At 61.6% G+C, this 16131-nt stretch carries 15 protein-coding genes; 4 read left to right on the top strand and 11 right to left on the bottom strand.

Features of this window, described 5'->3' with window-relative positions:
* Positions 1-262 precede the first annotated feature (262 nt).
* On the bottom strand, positions 263-724 hold the full coding sequence (locus CIMIT_RS11765; RefSeq protein WP_231910310.1) for an SdpI family protein: 462 nt from the start codon (positions 722-724) through the stop codon (positions 263-265).
* Positions 725-945: 221 nt separating this feature from the next.
* On the opposite strand from CIMIT_RS11765, the gene CIMIT_RS11760 reads away from it, so the two are divergent.
* The gene (locus CIMIT_RS11760) at positions 946-2169 is read left to right on the top strand and encodes a dicarboxylate/amino acid:cation symporter (protein ID WP_038593398.1); all 1224 of its coding nucleotides are present in this window, start codon (positions 946-948) and stop codon (positions 2167-2169) included.
* Between the two features lie 80 nt (positions 2170-2249).
* Here the strand turns inward: CIMIT_RS11760 and CIMIT_RS11755 are convergent, their stop codons facing one another.
* Entirely contained in the window at positions 2250-2993 is a 744-nt protein-coding gene (locus CIMIT_RS11755) for a chymotrypsin family serine protease (RefSeq protein WP_038593395.1), read from the bottom strand.
* Positions 2994-3220: 227 nt separating this feature from the next.
* On the opposite strand from CIMIT_RS11755, the gene CIMIT_RS11750 reads away from it, so the two are divergent.
* A complete protein-coding gene (locus CIMIT_RS11750; protein ID WP_197697023.1) occupies positions 3221-4606 on the top strand; it encodes an RNA-binding domain-containing protein in 1386 nt (461 codons plus the stop codon).
* Between the two features lie 117 nt (positions 4607-4723).
* On the opposite strand, the gene CIMIT_RS11745 is transcribed toward CIMIT_RS11750, so the two are convergent.
* The 4 genes from CIMIT_RS11745 to CIMIT_RS11730 form a co-directional block, all read right to left on the bottom strand.
* Positions 4724-5128, bottom strand: coding sequence for a DUF4118 domain-containing protein (locus CIMIT_RS11745; RefSeq protein WP_038593389.1), 405 nt, complete (start codon positions 5126-5128; stop codon positions 4724-4726).
* Between the two features lie 239 nt (positions 5129-5367).
* Positions 5368-6111 carry a chymotrypsin family serine protease gene (locus CIMIT_RS11740; RefSeq protein ID WP_038593386.1) on the bottom strand — a complete coding sequence of 248 codons (744 nt, stop codon included), beginning with the start codon at positions 6109-6111 and terminating at the stop codon, positions 5368-5370.
* Between the two features lie 613 nt (positions 6112-6724).
* Positions 6725-7144, bottom strand: coding sequence for a hypothetical protein (locus CIMIT_RS11735; RefSeq protein ID WP_038593384.1), 420 nt, complete (start codon positions 7142-7144; stop codon positions 6725-6727).
* 150 nt (positions 7145-7294) lie between these two features.
* On the bottom strand, positions 7295-7915 hold the full coding sequence (locus CIMIT_RS11730; protein ID WP_038593370.1) for a MusI family membrane protein: 621 nt from the start codon (positions 7913-7915) through the stop codon (positions 7295-7297).
* Between the two features lie 323 nt (positions 7916-8238).
* Between CIMIT_RS11730 and CIMIT_RS12675 the strand changes: the two genes are divergently transcribed.
* Complete coding sequence (locus tag CIMIT_RS12675) at positions 8239-8511, top strand: hypothetical protein (RefSeq protein WP_144311864.1); 273 nt, start codon at positions 8239-8241, stop codon at positions 8509-8511.
* Between the two features lie 186 nt (positions 8512-8697).
* Here the strand turns inward: CIMIT_RS12675 and CIMIT_RS11725 are convergent, their stop codons facing one another.
* The 5 genes from CIMIT_RS11725 to CIMIT_RS11705 form a co-directional block, all read right to left on the bottom strand.
* Positions 8698-9585: a carbohydrate ABC transporter permease gene (locus CIMIT_RS11725; protein WP_038593367.1), complete on the bottom strand. Its 888-nt coding sequence runs from the start codon at positions 9583-9585 to the stop codon at positions 8698-8700.
* 4 nt (positions 9586-9589) lie between these two features.
* Positions 9590-10435, bottom strand: coding sequence for a carbohydrate ABC transporter permease (locus CIMIT_RS11720; protein ID WP_038593364.1), 846 nt, complete (start codon positions 10433-10435; stop codon positions 9590-9592).
* 15 nt (positions 10436-10450) lie between these two features.
* The gene (locus CIMIT_RS11715) at positions 10451-11806 is read right to left on the bottom strand and encodes an ABC transporter substrate-binding protein (protein WP_095066736.1); all 1356 of its coding nucleotides are present in this window, start codon (positions 11804-11806) and stop codon (positions 10451-10453) included.
* Between the two features lie 97 nt (positions 11807-11903).
* Positions 11904-13157, bottom strand: coding sequence for a DUF4032 domain-containing protein (locus tag CIMIT_RS11710; protein ID WP_038593357.1), 1254 nt, complete (start codon positions 13155-13157; stop codon positions 11904-11906).
* A 12-nt stretch (positions 13158-13169) separates the two neighbouring features.
* Positions 13170-14291 (bottom strand): ABC transporter ATP-binding protein, encoded by a 1122-nt coding sequence (locus CIMIT_RS11705; RefSeq protein ID WP_038593354.1) that lies wholly within the window; start codon positions 14289-14291, stop codon positions 13170-13172.
* 319 nt (positions 14292-14610) lie between these two features.
* On the opposite strand from CIMIT_RS11705, the gene CIMIT_RS11700 reads away from it, so the two are divergent.
* Positions 14611-16092: a DUF5129 domain-containing protein gene (locus tag CIMIT_RS11700; protein WP_084674375.1), complete on the top strand. Its 1482-nt coding sequence runs from the start codon at positions 14611-14613 to the stop codon at positions 16090-16092.
* Positions 16093-16131 lie beyond the last annotated feature (39 nt).

The raw sequence follows: 16131 nt of genomic DNA, 5'->3' as shown, positions 1-16131 counted from the left end.
GGGAGCAAAGACCCGCGGTGCTTGAGTGTGTACAAGCCGGCGGGCCGTGATGTGTGGATACCTACAATCGGTGGCACGCCGTCTTAGCGCGCCACCACCAGTTGGTTGAAGTCATGTAAGTCACACCCAATAACCTATCTCCCTTGGCGCACACCCGCAAGAAAATGGACACCTTTTTCTCATGATGTGAAAGTAATTCGCCCGCGCATGCAAAACCCGGGATGTTTCACGTGAAACATCCCGGGTGATGCAGGACCGCCGGTTACGCCTCCCCGTCCGCCTTGCCGGCGGCGCGGCGCAGCGCATCGAGGTTGACCTCCGGGGCGGGCTCGGGTTCGGCGGGCTCGTCGGGCTGGTTCAACGCGGCGTCGGCAAGCTTGGCGGCGTTGGTGCCGTAGTTACCGCCGACGGCGAAGGCGGCGATGGCTGCGATCAACGCAACGGCGGGCGCGATCCACACCCAACCCTGCGCGATGAAGGCGAAAGCGGCACCGATCGCCATTGCCACGCCGGCGAGCAACGCGAAGGGGCCGACCACGCGGTGAGCGGTGACCCACGTGCTCTCGTTCTTGCGCACCTCCGGCAGGCGCAGGCCGATGATGTTATTGCCGGGGAGCTTGCCTGCGGTGGCGAGCGCACCGGGGACGAGGAAGAGGAGCGCGCCAATGATGAACAGGACGCCGAGCACCACGTTCAGCGTGGTCATAGTTGCAAACGGGGACATGCTCTCCAGGATAAACCGGAACGGTGGCAGCGCAAAGTGCGGGCGGGCATGGCAGTATAGCGGCAACCGACGGGCCGCGTGTAAAAAAAATTCACCTAAAGTTCGCCTTTTCGGGCCAGGATAGGGGACAATAACATTCACAGGACGGGAGTAGCTTCCTGTCTTTTCCCTGTACATCTTCGGGTCCGTCCACGGTCCCGTGACCGCAAAAGGTTCCAACAATGAAATCGAACGTTTTGAAGTCACTGCTGTTCTGGGTCGTCGTGGCTATCATCCTCGGCTTCCTGTGCAGCTTGTTCTTCTCCGACTGGCTCGCGCGTGTCTTTGTCACGTTCAACGGCCTGTTCTCCAACTTCCTGGGCTTCTTCGTGCCCGTGCTGATTTTCGCGCTCATCGCGCCCGCGATCGCCGGCCTCGGCCGCGGCGCGGGCAAGTGGCTCGGCATCACCGCAGGCGTGGCCTACGGCTCCACCATCATCTCCGGCCTGATCGCCTGGGGCACTGCCTCCGCGCTCTACCCCTCGCTGCTGGCAGGCTCCGAGCTGATTACCAACGTGGATGACCCGGACGCGGGCGGCCTGAGCCCCTACTTCGAGGTCGAAATGCCCGCCCCCTTCGAGGTCATGTCGGCCCTCCTGCTGGCCTTCGTCGTGGGCATCGCGATGACGTCGGTGAAGTCGAACACCATGCACGAGGTGCTCGACGAGCTCAACGGCGTCATCATGAAGGTGGTCAAGAGCTTCGTCGTGCCGCTGCTGCCGGTGTTCATCTTCGGCACCTTCCTCAACCTGGGCATGAACGACAACTTCGGCTCCACCATGGCGGCGTTCGGTACCGTGCTGGTCCTGTCCATCGTGATGACGATCCTGATCGTGCTCCTGCAGTACATCATCGCCGGCGTCATCGCAGGCCGGAACCCGTTCGTCGCGCTGAAGAACATGCTGCCGGCCTACTTCACCGCACTCGGCACCTCCTCTTCGGCCGCCACCATCCCGGTCACCTACAGCTCTACGCTGAAGAACAAGGTGGACGAGGACGTCGCAGGCTTCATTGTGCCGCTGTGCGCGACGATCCACCTCTCCGGCTCGATGATGAAGATCACCCTGTACGCGCTCGCCGTCGTCTTCATGGGCGGCCTCGACGTCACCCCCGGCCAGATCCTCGGCTTCATCTTGCTGCTGGGCATCATGATGATCGCCGCGCCGGGCGTGCCTGGCGGCGCGATCATGGCGGCCGTCGGCCTGCTGCAGGCCAACCTCGGCTTCGACGAGTCGATGGTCTCGCTGATGATCGCCGCCTACATCGTCGTCGATTCCTTCGGCACCGCCGCCAACGTCACCGGCGACGGCGCCATCGCGATGGTGATCAACAAGTTTGCGCAGGGCAAGATCAAGAGCCAAAAGCTTGACGACGCCACGCAGACCCCCTCCCCCGCAGCCAACTAATCCTACGGCATAGCAAAACACCGCCCGTTTTGATGAACGGGCGGTGTTCTTTTTGTGCGTATGACGAGGCAGTCGCAGTGCTAGACCGCGCGCGGGTGCACGAACACTTCACGGGCACCTTCCATACCGGCCATATTGGCGTAGGTCCCGCTGGTTACCCCGACAAACCCCTTGCCGGGAATCCAGGAAGGACCGCCGGAGTCGCCGGGGATGAGCCCGCGGTGAAACGCGAAGGTGGCATCGCCGTTGACCCTGTCCACCGATCCGCAGGACACACGCCTGCTTTGCGAACCCACCGCACACAGCTTGTCCCCACGCCGCACCTCCTTCAGCGGAACGATGCGGTCGCCGCTGAACGTGTTCGCGCCTGCCACGACGCCGGGGACGAAGCGGATGCGCGCAATATCCGCCGTCGGCCCGGCGGAGACCTGTGGCCGCAGGGAGGGCATAAACTCGGCGGCGTACGCCACCGGGATGGTGTAGACACTTGCGAGCATGTGTGAGGCCTCGAAGTAGCCAATGATCTGGCCGCGCGTGTTAGCGACGGCCGCGCCTGCGAACCCACAGTGACCAGCGGTGTACGCGACACCAGCACGACGGTCCACATAGCCCAGCGTGCAGGTTAGATTCGCAAGCACGGGCGTGCGGATCTGGTCGCCTTGGTTCACCGTCGTCCCGCGTGGTGCGTTCGCACCAAAAGCACCGCTGATTGTCGACGACCCTGTTGTCGCCCCCGGAGGCAGCGTGAGCGCCTCGGCGGGCGTCGCCGCTGCCCCAACGAACATCATCGCCGCCGCGGCGATGCTGGCTATTTTCTTCTTCATGTAGGCCTCTCTTTCGAGGCTGATTTTAATCTGCCGCGGGACGCAAGGATGAATCTGCGTACTCCTGGTGCGAGCAGTGCCGTTTCACGTGAAACATGCGGCTGCAGTGGGGCGCTCGAAACCTACTTGAAAGCTACTCGAAAGGTACTTGAAACGAATTTATCTAGCCTGACCTGCGGAGAACATTCTACTCGAAATAATTTCGAGTAGAATGTTGAGCCGTGAGCATGCAACGAGATTTCCACCAGGACCCAACACAGCTTGTGGCGATTGCCGAGGATCAGTGGTTCGAGCGAAAGTCGTTCCGGATTAAGCCAAAAGACCTGGCCAAGACGATCGTCGGCATGGCTAATGCTGAAGGGGGCATCATTGCGGTGGGCATTACCGACCGCAACTTCGATGGTCGGCCTTCCGCTCGCCAGGACAACGACCTGCGTCAAACCACCTTGGATCACACTGATCCGACCGTGCGGGTGCGAATCGAGGTCCTGGACGTAGATGAGAATGCGCAAGTGTACCTCTTTAACGTGCTTCCAAGCGAGCGCGTTCACTATCTGAAATCGGGCGAGTGCTTCTTGCGCGTCGGTGACGAGTCACGGCAGCTGAAAGCAGACGACATCCTGGAGCTTCGATACACGAAGGGCGAGCAACAGTACGACGCCACGGTGCCGCCAAGGGCGACTATGCAGGATCTCGACATGGAGCTTGTCGCCAAATACGCAGGTGCGATCGGCTCTTCAACGCCCCTCGACGCGCTGAAAGCTCGAAACCTCATCGACAAGGACGGTAATCCACGGACTGCCGCCATCCTGCTCTTCGGTACGAACCCGCAGGAGTTTTTCCCCAACGCCCACATCCGTGTCCTTCGCTTTGGCGAGGATCAGCGTTTGCCGGGGCAAATGCAGCAGCTTATCGACGACCATCGGTTCGATGGCCCACTCCCCCGCCAAATCCAGGAGGCTCAAAAGGTCATCGGTGGACTGCTGCCATCCGTTCGGCGGCTTACGGGGGCAGGCCGGTTTGAAGACGAGAACTTGATTCCGCACGATGTCTGGCTTGAAGGACTCGTAAACGCCGTGGTCCATCGGTCATACAGCATGGCTGGCGACCACATTCGGTTTGAGATCTTCCCCGGCAGAATCGAGATTTCAAGCCCAGGTAGGTTTCCGGGACTCGTGGACCCAACACGGCCCGAGTCCATCGCAAGATTTGCGCGAAACCCCTTGATCGCGCGAGTAACCGCAGAGCTTCGAATTGGTCAGGAGCTGGGCGAAGGCATTCGACGCATGTTTGCAAGCATGCGTCGGGTAGGTTTTGCTGATCCGGTATACACGCAAACGAGCGGAAGCGTGATCTTGACGCTCAAGGCGGTACAGCGGTTAGACAATGACCTTCTGCGCAACTTGCCGAGGCATTCCAAAGCAGTACTGTCCGTGCTGGAAACAGCGGATCGCCCCATGTCTACAGGAGAAGTGGCTGAGGTACTCGGACTTTCTGCTCCACCGGCGCGTCGAGCGCTCCAAGCAATGCGCGATGCTGGCATTGTGCAATGGCGAGGCAATGGGCCCCGAGACCCACGTGCGACCTGGAGTATCGGGAGCCTGCTTCACTAGCTTGAAATCTACTCGAAAGGTACTTGAAACGAATTTATCTAGCCTGAACTGCGGATAACATTCTACTCGAAATAATTTCGAGTAGAATGTTGAGCCGTAACGGCAAGTAATCAGTGTCTACAGCTTCGGGAGGCCCGGAACACCCGGAAGAGAGACACCCGGGATCATGCCGGAGGCGGCTGCGTAGATGCCACCACCAATCAGTGCGACGATCGCCACCGGGAGAAGGATTATCAGCGCGACGGCACCCGGATTGTCATCGGTGGCCAGCCCGATGCACACACCCTCGTTGCTCGATCCCGAGTAGCCGCGCTCTGAAGCTCGTTCCTGGCGGAGCTTCTTAAACTCCTCTTCATTTCCTCTTTTCTTTGCTGCCTGCTCCATCTCGTCAAGTTCCTTCAGGCACTCCTGGTAGAACTCTGATGAGTTGGGCTTGGAAGGATCGTCCGCGGCGTGTGCCGGAGCGATGGTCATGGCCAGTGCGGTGGTGGCGGCGAGTGCCGCGGTTGTAAAACGCTTCATTGGTATCTCCTTGGGTCATAGAGTTAAAGAACTGTGATGCAAGTCCCATATACATAAAACAATGTATGGCAGATGTCTGCAAGCGCTAAGGCGACAAAAATCAATAACAATTTTGGTCTAGGAGTATTCAGCCGGCATCTCGGGTAACGCGCCGACCACGCGGCTAGGCGGGAGACAGCTCCTGCCGCTGCGCCAAAAAACACCGCCCGTTTCGACAAACGAGCGGTGTTCTTGTGCGTCTACCCGTGCGGGTGCGCGAACGTCATCCGGTAACCCGATCGGCTGCCCCACTCCTTGGCAGAGTTAACGCCGATGAAGCCCTTGCCCGGGATCCACGCCGGCCCGCCAGAATCACCGTTCCGGAGGCCGGTGTGGTGCGCGAAGATTGTCTGACCATGCACACGGTCGACGGTGCCGCAGGACACCCGCCTACTTGATACACCAGTGGCGCAGACCTTATCTCCCGAGCGGATCTCACGAAGCGGCACGATCCGGTCGCCGCTCAACGAATTCCCGCCAACCGTGACCCCGGGGACGAAGCGGATCCTGGCCGTGTCAGCCATCGGCCCGCGGTAGGTGTATTTCCCCAGCTCGGGGAAGATCTGCGCCCCGTAGTCCAGGTACAGGTTGGCCTTCCGGGTAATCAACGTCGAGGACTCGAAGTACCCGATGATCTGCCTCCGCGTATTCAGCACGGGCTGCCCAGCAAACCCGCAGTGCCCGGCGGTGTAGCCAATACCTGCGCGTCGGTCGACGTAGCCGAGCGTGCACGACCCGTAGCTCAGCAATTCATCCGTGAGGATTTCGTCGCCTTGCTTCACGACGGTTCCACGTGGCGCATTAGCCCCAAGTGCCCCAGAGATTGACGACGACCCCATCGACACCTCTTGCGGCAGCGTGAGCGCCTCCGCCGGTCCAGCATTCACGGCACCACCAAGCAACATGAGCCCCGCGGCAACGAGGCTGGCTATTTTCTTTTTCACAACGGCCTTCCTTTCAGAGAAATCGTATCGCGCTGGGTGGCATCTGGCTGCACGTGTGGGTCTCCCCAGGGGTCGCCAGGCCGAGGGACGTTTCCTCACTCATGTCCTCACTACCGTCACTACGGTCCTCACTACTGTCACTACGGTTCTCACTACGGTCACTCATACTGAGTGAGAGAGTCACGAACCTAAAACATGCAGGTAGTGGGCGTGAGGGTTTTCTCGATGCTCAAATCCTCACTACGGTCACTCATGTCAGTGAGGCGTAGTGACGGCATGACGGAGATCGCGGGCCGGTTTGTCTCCGCTGCCACTGTTCCCCGTGAAGTTCCACCCGCAAGCCACGCGAGGAGGTAGTTCCGCGTCTCTGGTGCACCGTTGGAGCTACTCGAAAGATACTTGAAACGAATATATCTAGTCTGACCTGCGGATAACAGTCTACTCGAAATTCTTTCGAGTAGAATGTTGGGCCAGGAACGGCGCGAATCGATATCAAAATGCCCACAACAAAACCCTCTCGGCACGAAGTGTCCGGAGAGGGCGATTGTGTAATTGAGGTTCAGCGAGTCCTGAGACCAACCACTATGGCAATCGGGGACTAGTCGGCCTTGGTTTAGCGCGGCAGTCCCGGAATTGCCGGAAGGGTCACGCCCGGGATGACGCCGGACGCGGCGGCTGCTACACCGAGCAGCGCAACGATGCCCAACGGGACGAGCGTGAGGAAAGCAATGGTGCCAGCTTTGTAATCCTGAGCGTAGTCGGATTTGTCGCTGGTCATTAGACCGAGGCAGTAGTCGCTTGCGCTGGAGCCAGGGACGCCAAAATCCTCCTTTATGTCCTTTCGGTACGTGTCTCGGAGCTCCTTGTCTGTGACACCCAGTTTGCGTTGCTCTTTCTCGTAGTCTTTATATCCGTTCGTGCATTCGCTATAGAATTCCGACGAAGAGGGGGCTCCGTCAGCCGCGTACGCCGGTGCGACGGTCATCGTCAGGGCGGTGGTGGCCGCGAGAGCGGCGGAAGCGATTCGTTTCATGAGGAACTGCTTGGGGGTCGGGATAAAGGCAGTGGAATTACAGGCCTTACGCCAATGAAACAGTGTGTGGCACCTGTCCACAACACATTTTGAGTTAAAACTCACCAAAAAGTCGTATTCGCCAACCGCGCGTGCGGCCTCCGACTCCGGCTACTCCCCCAGTTTCTGCCCGAGCGGTTCCGCCAACACAAGCCGAACCAGGTAGACGCACAGCGCAGGGACGAAAAAGAACACGGCCGGTACCGCCCATGCAAGCGGCAGGAACCACACCAGCGAGATGCCTAGCCAGAGCACGGCCAAGGCACCGAGAGTATGCATGAGGTGTTTGAAGGCGAGCACGACCGCGCGGGTCAGGCTCGTTTTCAAGCCGTCGTCGGTAGGCAGCGACTCTAACGCAAAGAACCACACGGAGATCCCGGCGAGGATCATCGCCCCCGAGAGCGCGAGCGCCTGGAGAGTGAACAGTGCGGTGCCGTCGACGCCGGCCTGGAAGAGCACCCATTGCTGATAGACAAGCACCGCCGCCGCAATCAGCAGGACGAGCCACCACAGCGTGGCCGGTCGTGCTTGGTTGCGGAACTCGCGCAGGTACTGCAGCCCGTACCGAGACCCGATGCCTTGGAGCATGTCGCCGACGACCACGTTCGCCGCGCGGAGTGCAGCTCCGCCCGTGACGATCGGCAGGCTGGAGCACACGATGAGCATGTTGAGAATGACAATGTCCGCGAGCAGCGTGAAGGCGGACATGAAGCGCGATTCCGGGTTAAACATGTTCACCTGCCCCAGCGTAGTTGGTGGGTGCCAAGCTGCAGCGGACAAGATGCCACGGAGCCGCGCCGGGCTACACCTCTAAATGGAGCTAGCTCCATTTGGGCCGAACCGCCACGTAAACTCCCAGGTCGTGCTCCAGCCGCAATCGTAAATGGAGCTAGCTCCATTTGGGCCGAACCGTCTCCTAAAAGCCCAGGTCGTGCTCCAGCCGCAATCGTAAATGGAGCTAGCTCCATTTGCACATCAATGGTGGTGCGGGGGTCCAATCCACGCAGTGTCCGTCGCTGGTCGTCAGCTGGTTCAATGGGGGAAGGCAGTCTCTGGTGGCTAACGCGAAAAAAGATAACCCCCTGGTCTCACGGTTCATTCGTGACCAAGGGGCTATCAAAGTATGTAAAGCGCAAATTTCAGAAGCGCGAACCGGTGAGGCGGACGGACCGCAGCCGGACCCGCGGGTGGTGGAAAGAAAGTCCAACTTCACGAGCAAGATAGATTATACGGCTATTGCGGCTCTGGGACAATGGTGGATGCGCTGTCGTGAACGCCAGAATGTCGACGCTCTCCTGTCGCTTCGCATCACCAAAGAGAACCGGTAGTCGTATCAACTCTGTGCCTGTGGAACGGACGTCAAACTCCTCAAGGTCAGAACAGTAGCCGAGTTTCTGATAGACCCCCGTTTTCCACCCCAACCCTCAACCCCACCCAAAAGCAAAGGCGCCGGAACCGAAAACCGGTCCCGACGCCAAGCCAAACGGACAGCCAGCCGCAGCCAGCAGCAATACCTAGCCCTTCACCGCGCCTGCGGCCACGCCTTCAACGATGTGCTTCTGCGCGGACATGTAGAAGATGATGATGGGGATGATCGCCAGCACGAGCATGGCCATCATCGCGCCCAGGTCGCGGTCGCCCTGGGAGCCGATGAACTGCTGGATGACCACCGGGATGGTGCGGTACGGCGTGGACAGGCCGACCACCAGGTATGGGAGGAGGTAGTCGTTCCAGATCCACATGGCGTTGAGGATTGCCACGGTGATCGCGGTGGGTTTGAGCATCGGCATGACGACTCGGAAGAAGGTGGACAGGGGCGAGCAGCCGTCGATAGTTGCGGCTTCCTCGATCTCAAGCGGGATCGACTTGATGAACCCGGAGAACATGAAGACGGACAGGCCGGAGCCGAAGCCCATGTAGAGGATGACCATGCCGAGCGGGTTGGCCATGCCGAGGCGGTCGGCGATGACCACGGTGGGGAACATGACCATCTGGAAAGGGATGACCATGGAGAAGACGAACAGGTAGTACAGGGTACTCGTCCACCAGGTCTTCACACGGGTGATGTAGTAGGCGGTCATGGATGAGAAGAAGACGACGGCGGCGACGGACAGGATCGTGATCACGAATGACCACACGATTGCCCAGCCGAAGCCCTCGCCTTGGATGCCGGTGACGTAGTTGCTGAAGCCGGCCCACATGTCGCCAACCGGCAGGGCGAACGGGTTGTTCGAGATGGCGAAGCGGTCCTTGAAGGAGTTCAGCAGGATGAAGAAGATCGGGCCGAGGAACACGATGGTGAGGAAGATCAGCACCGCGTAGATCAAGCCCTTTGCGCCGCCGGAAACCTTCGCCTCGCTGGGGGCTGGCTTCGCGGCAGGCTTCGTTACCTTGGTGGTCATTGTTCTATGCCTCCACTTCCCTGCTGCGGGTGGCGCGCAGCTGGAACATTGCGATGACAACCACGACGACAACGAAGATCACTGCCTTCGCCTGGCCGACGCCCTCGGCACCGACGCGGTTGAACATGGTGTTGACGATGTTGAGGGCGACCATCTCGGTCTGCTGCCCCGGTGCGCCGTTGGTCAGCGCGAGGTTCTGGTCGAACAGTTTGAAGGTGTTCGACAGGGTGAGGAAGAGGCAGATGGTGATGGACGGCATCATCATCGGGATGGTGACGTGCCGCAGCATCTCCCACTTGCTCACGCCGTCCAGCTCGGCCGCTTCGATGAGCTCGGGCGGCACGTTCTGCAGGCCGGCGATGTAGATGATCATCATGTAGCCGATCAGCTGCCAGTTCATCAGGATGATCAGGCCGGCGTAGCCGAAGCGCCAGTCGGCGGCGATGGTGGTCTCGTAGTGGGCCAGCACCGCGTTGATCATGGACTGCCAGGTGTAGCCGAGCACGATACCGCCGATGAGGTTCGGCATGAAGAACACGGTGCGGAAGAAGTTCGTGCCCTTGAGCTTGCGCGTCAGCGTCCACGCGATTGCGAAGGCGATCACGTTGACGGTGATGATCGAGACGACCGCCACCGCCACGGTGAAGCCGAAGGCGGAGACGAAGCCCTCACGTTCCTGGAAGACGCGGCCGTAGTTTTCTAGGCCGACCCAGGTGGCATCGGTGATCGTGGTGAACTTGGTAAAGGACAGGAAGAAGCCGATGATGAACGGCACCAAAAAGGCGATGGCAAAGGCCGCCAGCGTCGGCAGGACGAAGATGGGGAAATACTTTTTCAGTGATGCTTGCATGGTGTGCTCCTCTGCCTAGTCCAGCAAGGCGATCTGGTTGGCCATCTCGTACTCCCAGTCGACCTTGAGCTTGGCCACCACGTCGTCCCAGCTCATGTTGCCAATGGCGTACTGGGCGAGGTTCTGGCCGTAGAGGTCGCGGAACTGCTGGTTGGGGCTGAATTGGAAGTCCCAGGGGATGGCTTCGGTCTCGGTATCAGAAAGCGCGGCCTGCACCTGGCGGGCCAGCGGGTCGTCCGGCACGTCTTCGGGGCTGTAGTTGGTAAACGGCGCGATGAATGACAGGTCATCCACCACCAGTTCCTTGCCGCGCTCGGAGAGGAACAGCCAGGTGAGGAAGTCGCGGGTGGCCTGCTGGTCTTCCTCGCTGGCCTTGTTGTTCACCGCGAGGTAGTTCTCGGTGCCGACGTTCAGCCCGACGTTTTCCTCGTTGGGCAGGCCCATGTACATGGGCATGAACTTGATCTTGTCTTCCTTGACCACGTTCGAGGCGTCGCCAGCAATCTGGCTCCAGGCCCAGTTACCGTTCTGCACCATCGCCGCCTTGCCGGTGGCGAACTCCGCCATGGAATCGCTGGTGGCGCGGGAGGCGGCCAGTGCCGGTTTGGTCGTGGAGTTCTGCAGGTACAGGTCGAACAGCTGCTTGAAGTTGTCGCCGTAGGTGAAGTCGATGGTGGGCATGTCCTGGAACTCGTTGATGTCGCGGTCGAGGATCTCGTAGTGGTACGGCCCGTTCATCAGGTGGTTGGTCCAGCGCCACTCTTCACCGGCGATGAGGCTGGTCACGGCAAACGCGCCGTCGATACCCAGCTCCTCTTTCTTGCCCTGCATATCCTCGGCGACGGCCTTGAGCGCGCCGAAGTTGTTGATCTCGTCCATGGAGGCCACGGCCGGGTCGGGCAGTGCGAAGTAGCGGTCGAAGATCTCCTCGTTGTAGAGGATGCCAAAGCCCTCCATGGCGAACGGGAAGCCGCGCACTGAGCCGTCCTTGTCGGTGATCGGCTGCGCGTCCTCGTTGAGCGCCTCGACCACCTCGTAGTCGGAGATGTCGGCGAGGTAGTCCTTCCAGATGCCGTAGCCTTCCTGGCCGTTGATCTGGAACAGGGTGGGCGCGTTGCTCTTGGCCATCTCGGCCTTCAGCGTCTGCATGTAGGAGCCGGATGCGGCCGTGACCACCTTGACGGGGATCCCGGTCTCCGCCGTGTACTCCTCGGCGATCGCCTTGAATTGCTCGGCCTGCTCCGGCTTGAAGTTCAGGTAATACACGTTGGGCCCATTGTTCGTGCCGCAGGCAACCATGCTTATCGACGCAAGCATCACCGTCGCCACACTCGCCACCACACGCCGAGCCTTGCTGACTCTCGTACTCATCGGCGGTCCTTCGAATTGTTTTTTACGTACACTTCCAGCGTAGAACCGTTGAGCAGGGCCAACAATACCTTTAATACATAACACCTATACGGTGGTATTAGCTGGTATTACCTGTTTGGTCCGGGGGTGGCATCGGGGGTAGTCGGTACACCATCGCCTCGTCCCGGTGTCCCGGTAGTACGCGCTGGAAGTACGACGCGGCAGCCTCCATGAGCGGCACGAAGCGGTGCTCGTTCTGGCTGAGGAACCACCGGTGGTCCAGGATCTCGTGGAAGATCTGCGCCGGCTCGAGCTTCTCCCGCAGCGGCTCGGGGATCAGCGCCACCACCGGCTCGTACTCGCGCACCATCCACCGGTGCGCCACCGCTTCTAGCGGCAGCTTTCCGCCGTAGCGCACCGCCCGGTAGACCTCCATCTCGCCCAGCAGCCGCTGTGCCTGCCCGTCCTGGACGTGAAGGCCGGTCAGCTGCAGCAGTTTCTTTTGGTAGAAGCCGGTGGAGAACACGGCCGGCTCGATGATGATGCGGTAGCGGTTGCCTTCGTTTTCAATCTCCATCTCGCCGACGTCGAAGCCGAGTGCGTTGATCGCTTCGACCCGCTTTGCGACGGCATCAAACGCATCCCCCTCCACCACCAGCTCACCGGTGACCAGGTCCCAGAGTTCGAGGTAGACGGCCTCGATGGCGTTGCCAAGGGCGATGACGTCGGCGTCCTCGTCGATGGCGCCGGCGGCCTGGAGGTCCATAAGTTCGCCGATGATGTTGACGCGGGCCACGTCGACGTCGTAAAGCCTGCGGCCCTGCGACAGTGGTTCGTGGAACTCGCCGGTCTCCGCATCGACCAGGTAGGCGGAGAACTGGTCCGCATCGCGGCGAAAGAGCGTGTTGGACAGCGACACGTCGCCCCAGTAGAAGCCGAGCAGGTGCAGGCGCACGAGCAGCACGGCCAGGGCGCGCACCAGCTTGGACACCACGTCCGCCGCGGGGTCGCGCGAAAAGACATCGCGGTACGGCAGCGAAAAGCGCAGGTGCTCCGTGACCAGGCAGGGGGTCAGCTCCTCCCCGTCCTCATCGCGGCGGTGCGTAATCACCGCGACAGGCACCACGCACGGCACGCCCAACTCCTGGAGTCGGCGCAGGTTGCGGTACTCGTGGTAGGCCACCCGCTCCCCGATCTCCTTGACCGCGAAGACGAGGCCATCCGCCTCAACCAGGCGCACGGTGTGCCGCGAGATGCCGCGCGGGAGCGCCGCGAGCAGGTCCGTGCTCCACTCCTCGAGCGGAGTGGACCACGGCATCTTCAGCAGCGTGGGCGCGTACGTGGGAGAAACAACGCTGAGCTTTTCCAGCACGCTTGAACGCTCCTACAGGCGCTCGCCCGTCGTCTTGGAGAAGGCGTGCAGGCCGCCCTCGGCGATCTGGGCGTGGACAACATCGCCCTTCATCACACCGGACAGCGGCGCGGTGCGCACCACGATCTGGCCGGAGGTCTCCTCCTGCATGCCCTCCTCCTTCCAGCCGCCGCCGGCGAGGTGGCCATACAGATAGGAGTCGGAGCCCAGCTCCTCGACGAAGTCGATCTCCACGGGGATCGAGTGCTCCGCGTTGCCGTCGACAAGCGTGAGCGCCTCCGGGCGGAAACCGAGGATGACCTGGCCCTTATCTGCCTCGGTCAGGTGCGCGCGCACGTCCTGCGGCAGCGGGATCGACGCCTGGCCCAAACGCGCCACGCCAGACTCATCCACATCGAAGGTGGACAGGTTCATCGCCGGCGAGCCAATGAAGCCCGCGACGAAGACGTTGTTCGGGCGGTCGTAGAGCTCGCGCGGCGTACCCACCTGCTGCAGCACGCCGAAGTTCAGCACCGCGATCCGATCGCCCATGGTCAGGGCCTCAGTCTGGTCGTGGGTGACGTACAGCGTGGTCACCTTCATGCGGCGCTGCAGGTTGGCAATCTGCGTGCGGGTCTGCACGCGCAGCTTCGCGTCCAGGTTGGACAGCGGCTCATCCATCAGGAACACCTGCGGCTCGCGCACAATCGCGCGGCCCATCGCCACACGCTGGCGCTGACCACCGGAAAGCGCCTTCGGCTTCCGGTCCAGGTACTCGGTCAGATCCAGCGTCTTCGCCGCCTCTTCCACGCGACGGTCGATCTCCGCCTTGTCCTGGCCCGCGATCTTCAGCGCAAAACCCATGTTCTCGCGCACAGTCATGTGCGGGTAGAGCGCGTAGTTCTGGAAGACCATCGCGATGTCGCGTTCCTTCGGGCTGACGTTGGTCACGTCCCGGTCGCCGATGAGGATGCGCCCCTCGTTCGTATCTTCCAGGCCCGCGAGCATGCGCAGCGCCGTCGACTTACCCGAGCCCGACGGGCCAACCAGGACCAGAAACTCGCCGTCCGCGATCTCCAGGTTCAGCTTGTCCACGCTCGGCTTGTCCGCGCCGGGGTAGATGCGTGTCGCATTGTCATAAGTCACTGTTGCCATAGTGTCCTCCATCGGCAGGTACGTGCCGAACGATCCGTAGTGGGGAAAAGGGTCGTACCCCACGTTACCCCCGCCGCGGGTGCGCGTGGGCATATTCGGTCGGCGCGGGTGTGGGAGACGGGGTTGGTTGCTCAAACGTTCTCGGTTTGCCAAAACGTAGCGGGTAGAACGTAGCCCCTAGTGCGTAGCCTCCAAAACGTAGTCTTTCGGGTGGAGCGCCGTATCGGTCGCTGCTGAGAACGGGTTTACTCGAAAGGCTACGTTCTAGGGGCTACGTTGTAGCCTTCACCCGCACCCCTCCCCCGCTATCCTTGGCCCCATGGCTTCGACTCCCGACGGAACGCACAAAAGCAGTACCGCCCAGCAGCCCGCGAAAGGCTCCGCCGTAAAGGACTGGGCGGCAGTGATCGGTGCGTCGGTGCTGCTGGCCGTCGGCGGCGGCGCAGCCGGCTACGCCCTGGCCGATGTCCCGGACGCCTCCGAGTTCGCGGTGTCCACGCAGGAACACGCCGCGCAGCTGATGATCTCGGACCCGCAGAACATCCTCAGCGCCGAGGACGAGCAGCGGATGGAGCGCGACGCGGAGCGCCTCCCCCACCCGGATACGGTGCAGACCATCCACTACCTCTTCTTGGCCGAGGGCCGTGAGAACGTGAACGACTCGGCGGAGAACTTCCTGCGCGATAACTACCCGGAGCAGATTGGCAACGACAAGTTCGCAGACGGCGTACTCATCCTCGGCGCCGACATGCAGTCGCGCAACAACTTCGTCTTCGCCGGCGAGGACGTCGCTGACCAGCTCAAGATCCGCAAGGGCCAGCGCCTCAGCGAGGTGCTGGAGGAGATGAAGCCGGGGCTGCGCGACGATAACCTGCCCGCGGCCGTCTTTGCTGGGGCGAACCTGGCCATGGACGCCGACGCGGTCCAGCAGTGGGGCGCGGACGATGCCCAGGACGACCGCATCGGCCTGGCGATCGCCGGTGGCGGAATCCCGTCAGGTGCGGCCCTGATCGGCGGCAGTATCGCCGCGACCAGGCGGGACAAGCGTCGCAAGAAGATCAACCAGGCCCGCGCAGACCACGCCCTCCTGGCCAGCGAGTACACGGGGCTCAGCCAGCGCCTCGACGAGCTGGACGTGCGCGCCAACTCGGTGTCTTCGGCCTTCGCCAACGCGGAGATGCGCCAGCAGTGGTCGGAGGTGCGTGACCGCTTCCTGCGTCTGCACGACGCGACCCAGAGCAACAGCGTGGCCACCGACCAGCAGGCCTACGAGAGCGCCGACAACCTACGCGACGCGGCGCAGACCTTCGAGGACGCCAGCCACGCCGAGGACAACATCAACCGGCTCTTTGCGGTGGAGCAGGGCGACGGTGCCGCGCGCCGCAACCTGCTCACCGATATCCGCGAAGACATCGTCCGCGCCCGCACCGAGGTCAAGGACAACGAGCTCAAGCAGGGTCTTGCGCAGCTGCAGGAGCGGGTGGACTGGCTGGACCAAAACCCGGATTCGCCGAAATTCTTGGACACCTTCGTCCGCGTGCTCGGCGACTACCGGGTGCTGCTGGACACCGTGAAACGCCGCGAGTTCAGCGACGTCAAGGAGCACAACGAGCTGCACACCCCGCGCCTGACGGACCCGGGCTACGTGTACTCCGGCTACGTGCCTTACGTGGCGATGGCCTCCTGGCACTCCTCCAATGTGGAGGCGGCGCAGGCGGCGCAGTCCTCGTCGTCGAGCTCGGGCGTGAATACGTCGTTTAGCAGCGGGTTCTCTGGCGCGGGCGGGTCGAGCTCCTTCTAGGGGGTGTCGTGCCACCACCCTACATCTGTGCGACGATGT

The sequence above is a fragment of the Corynebacterium imitans genome, assembly GCF_000739455.1.
GTDB lineage: Bacteria > Actinomycetota > Actinomycetes > Mycobacteriales > Mycobacteriaceae > Corynebacterium > Corynebacterium imitans.
This window is presented reverse-complemented; position numbering and strand designations above follow the sequence as displayed.

Coding starts and splice junctions, on each gene's coding strand:
- CIMIT_RS11765 (WP_231910310.1), bottom strand. CDS start 724: ATGTCCCCGTTTGCAACTATGACCACGCTGAACGTGGTGCTCGGCGTC.
- CIMIT_RS11760 (WP_038593398.1), top strand. CDS start 946: ATGAAATCGAACGTTTTGAAGTCACTGCTGTTCTGGGTCGTCGTGGCT.
- CIMIT_RS11755 (WP_038593395.1), bottom strand. CDS start 2,993: ATGAAGAAGAAAATAGCCAGCATCGCCGCGGCGGCGATGATGTTCGTT.
- CIMIT_RS11750 (WP_197697023.1), top strand. CDS start 3,221: ATGCAACGAGATTTCCACCAGGACCCAACACAGCTTGTGGCGATTGCC.
- CIMIT_RS11745 (WP_038593389.1), bottom strand. CDS start 5,128: ATGAAGCGTTTTACAACCGCGGCACTCGCCGCCACCACCGCACTGGCC.
- CIMIT_RS11735 (WP_038593384.1), bottom strand. CDS start 7,144: ATGAAACGAATCGCTTCCGCCGCTCTCGCGGCCACCACCGCCCTGACG.
- CIMIT_RS11730 (WP_038593370.1), bottom strand. CDS start 7,915: ATGTTTAACCCGGAATCGCGCTTCATGTCCGCCTTCACGCTGCTCGCG.
- CIMIT_RS11725 (WP_038593367.1), bottom strand. CDS start 9,585: ATGACCACCAAGGTAACGAAGCCTGCCGCGAAGCCAGCCCCCAGCGAG.
- CIMIT_RS11720 (WP_038593364.1), bottom strand. CDS start 10,435: ATGCAAGCATCACTGAAAAAGTATTTCCCCATCTTCGTCCTGCCGACG.
- CIMIT_RS11715 (WP_095066736.1), bottom strand. CDS start 11,806: ATGAGTACGAGAGTCAGCAAGGCTCGGCGTGTGGTGGCGAGTGTGGCG.
- CIMIT_RS11705 (WP_038593354.1), bottom strand. CDS start 14,291: ATGGCAACAGTGACTTATGACAATGCGACACGCATCTACCCCGGCGCG.
- CIMIT_RS11700 (WP_084674375.1), top strand. CDS start 14,611: ATGGCTTCGACTCCCGACGGAACGCACAAAAGCAGTACCGCCCAGCAG.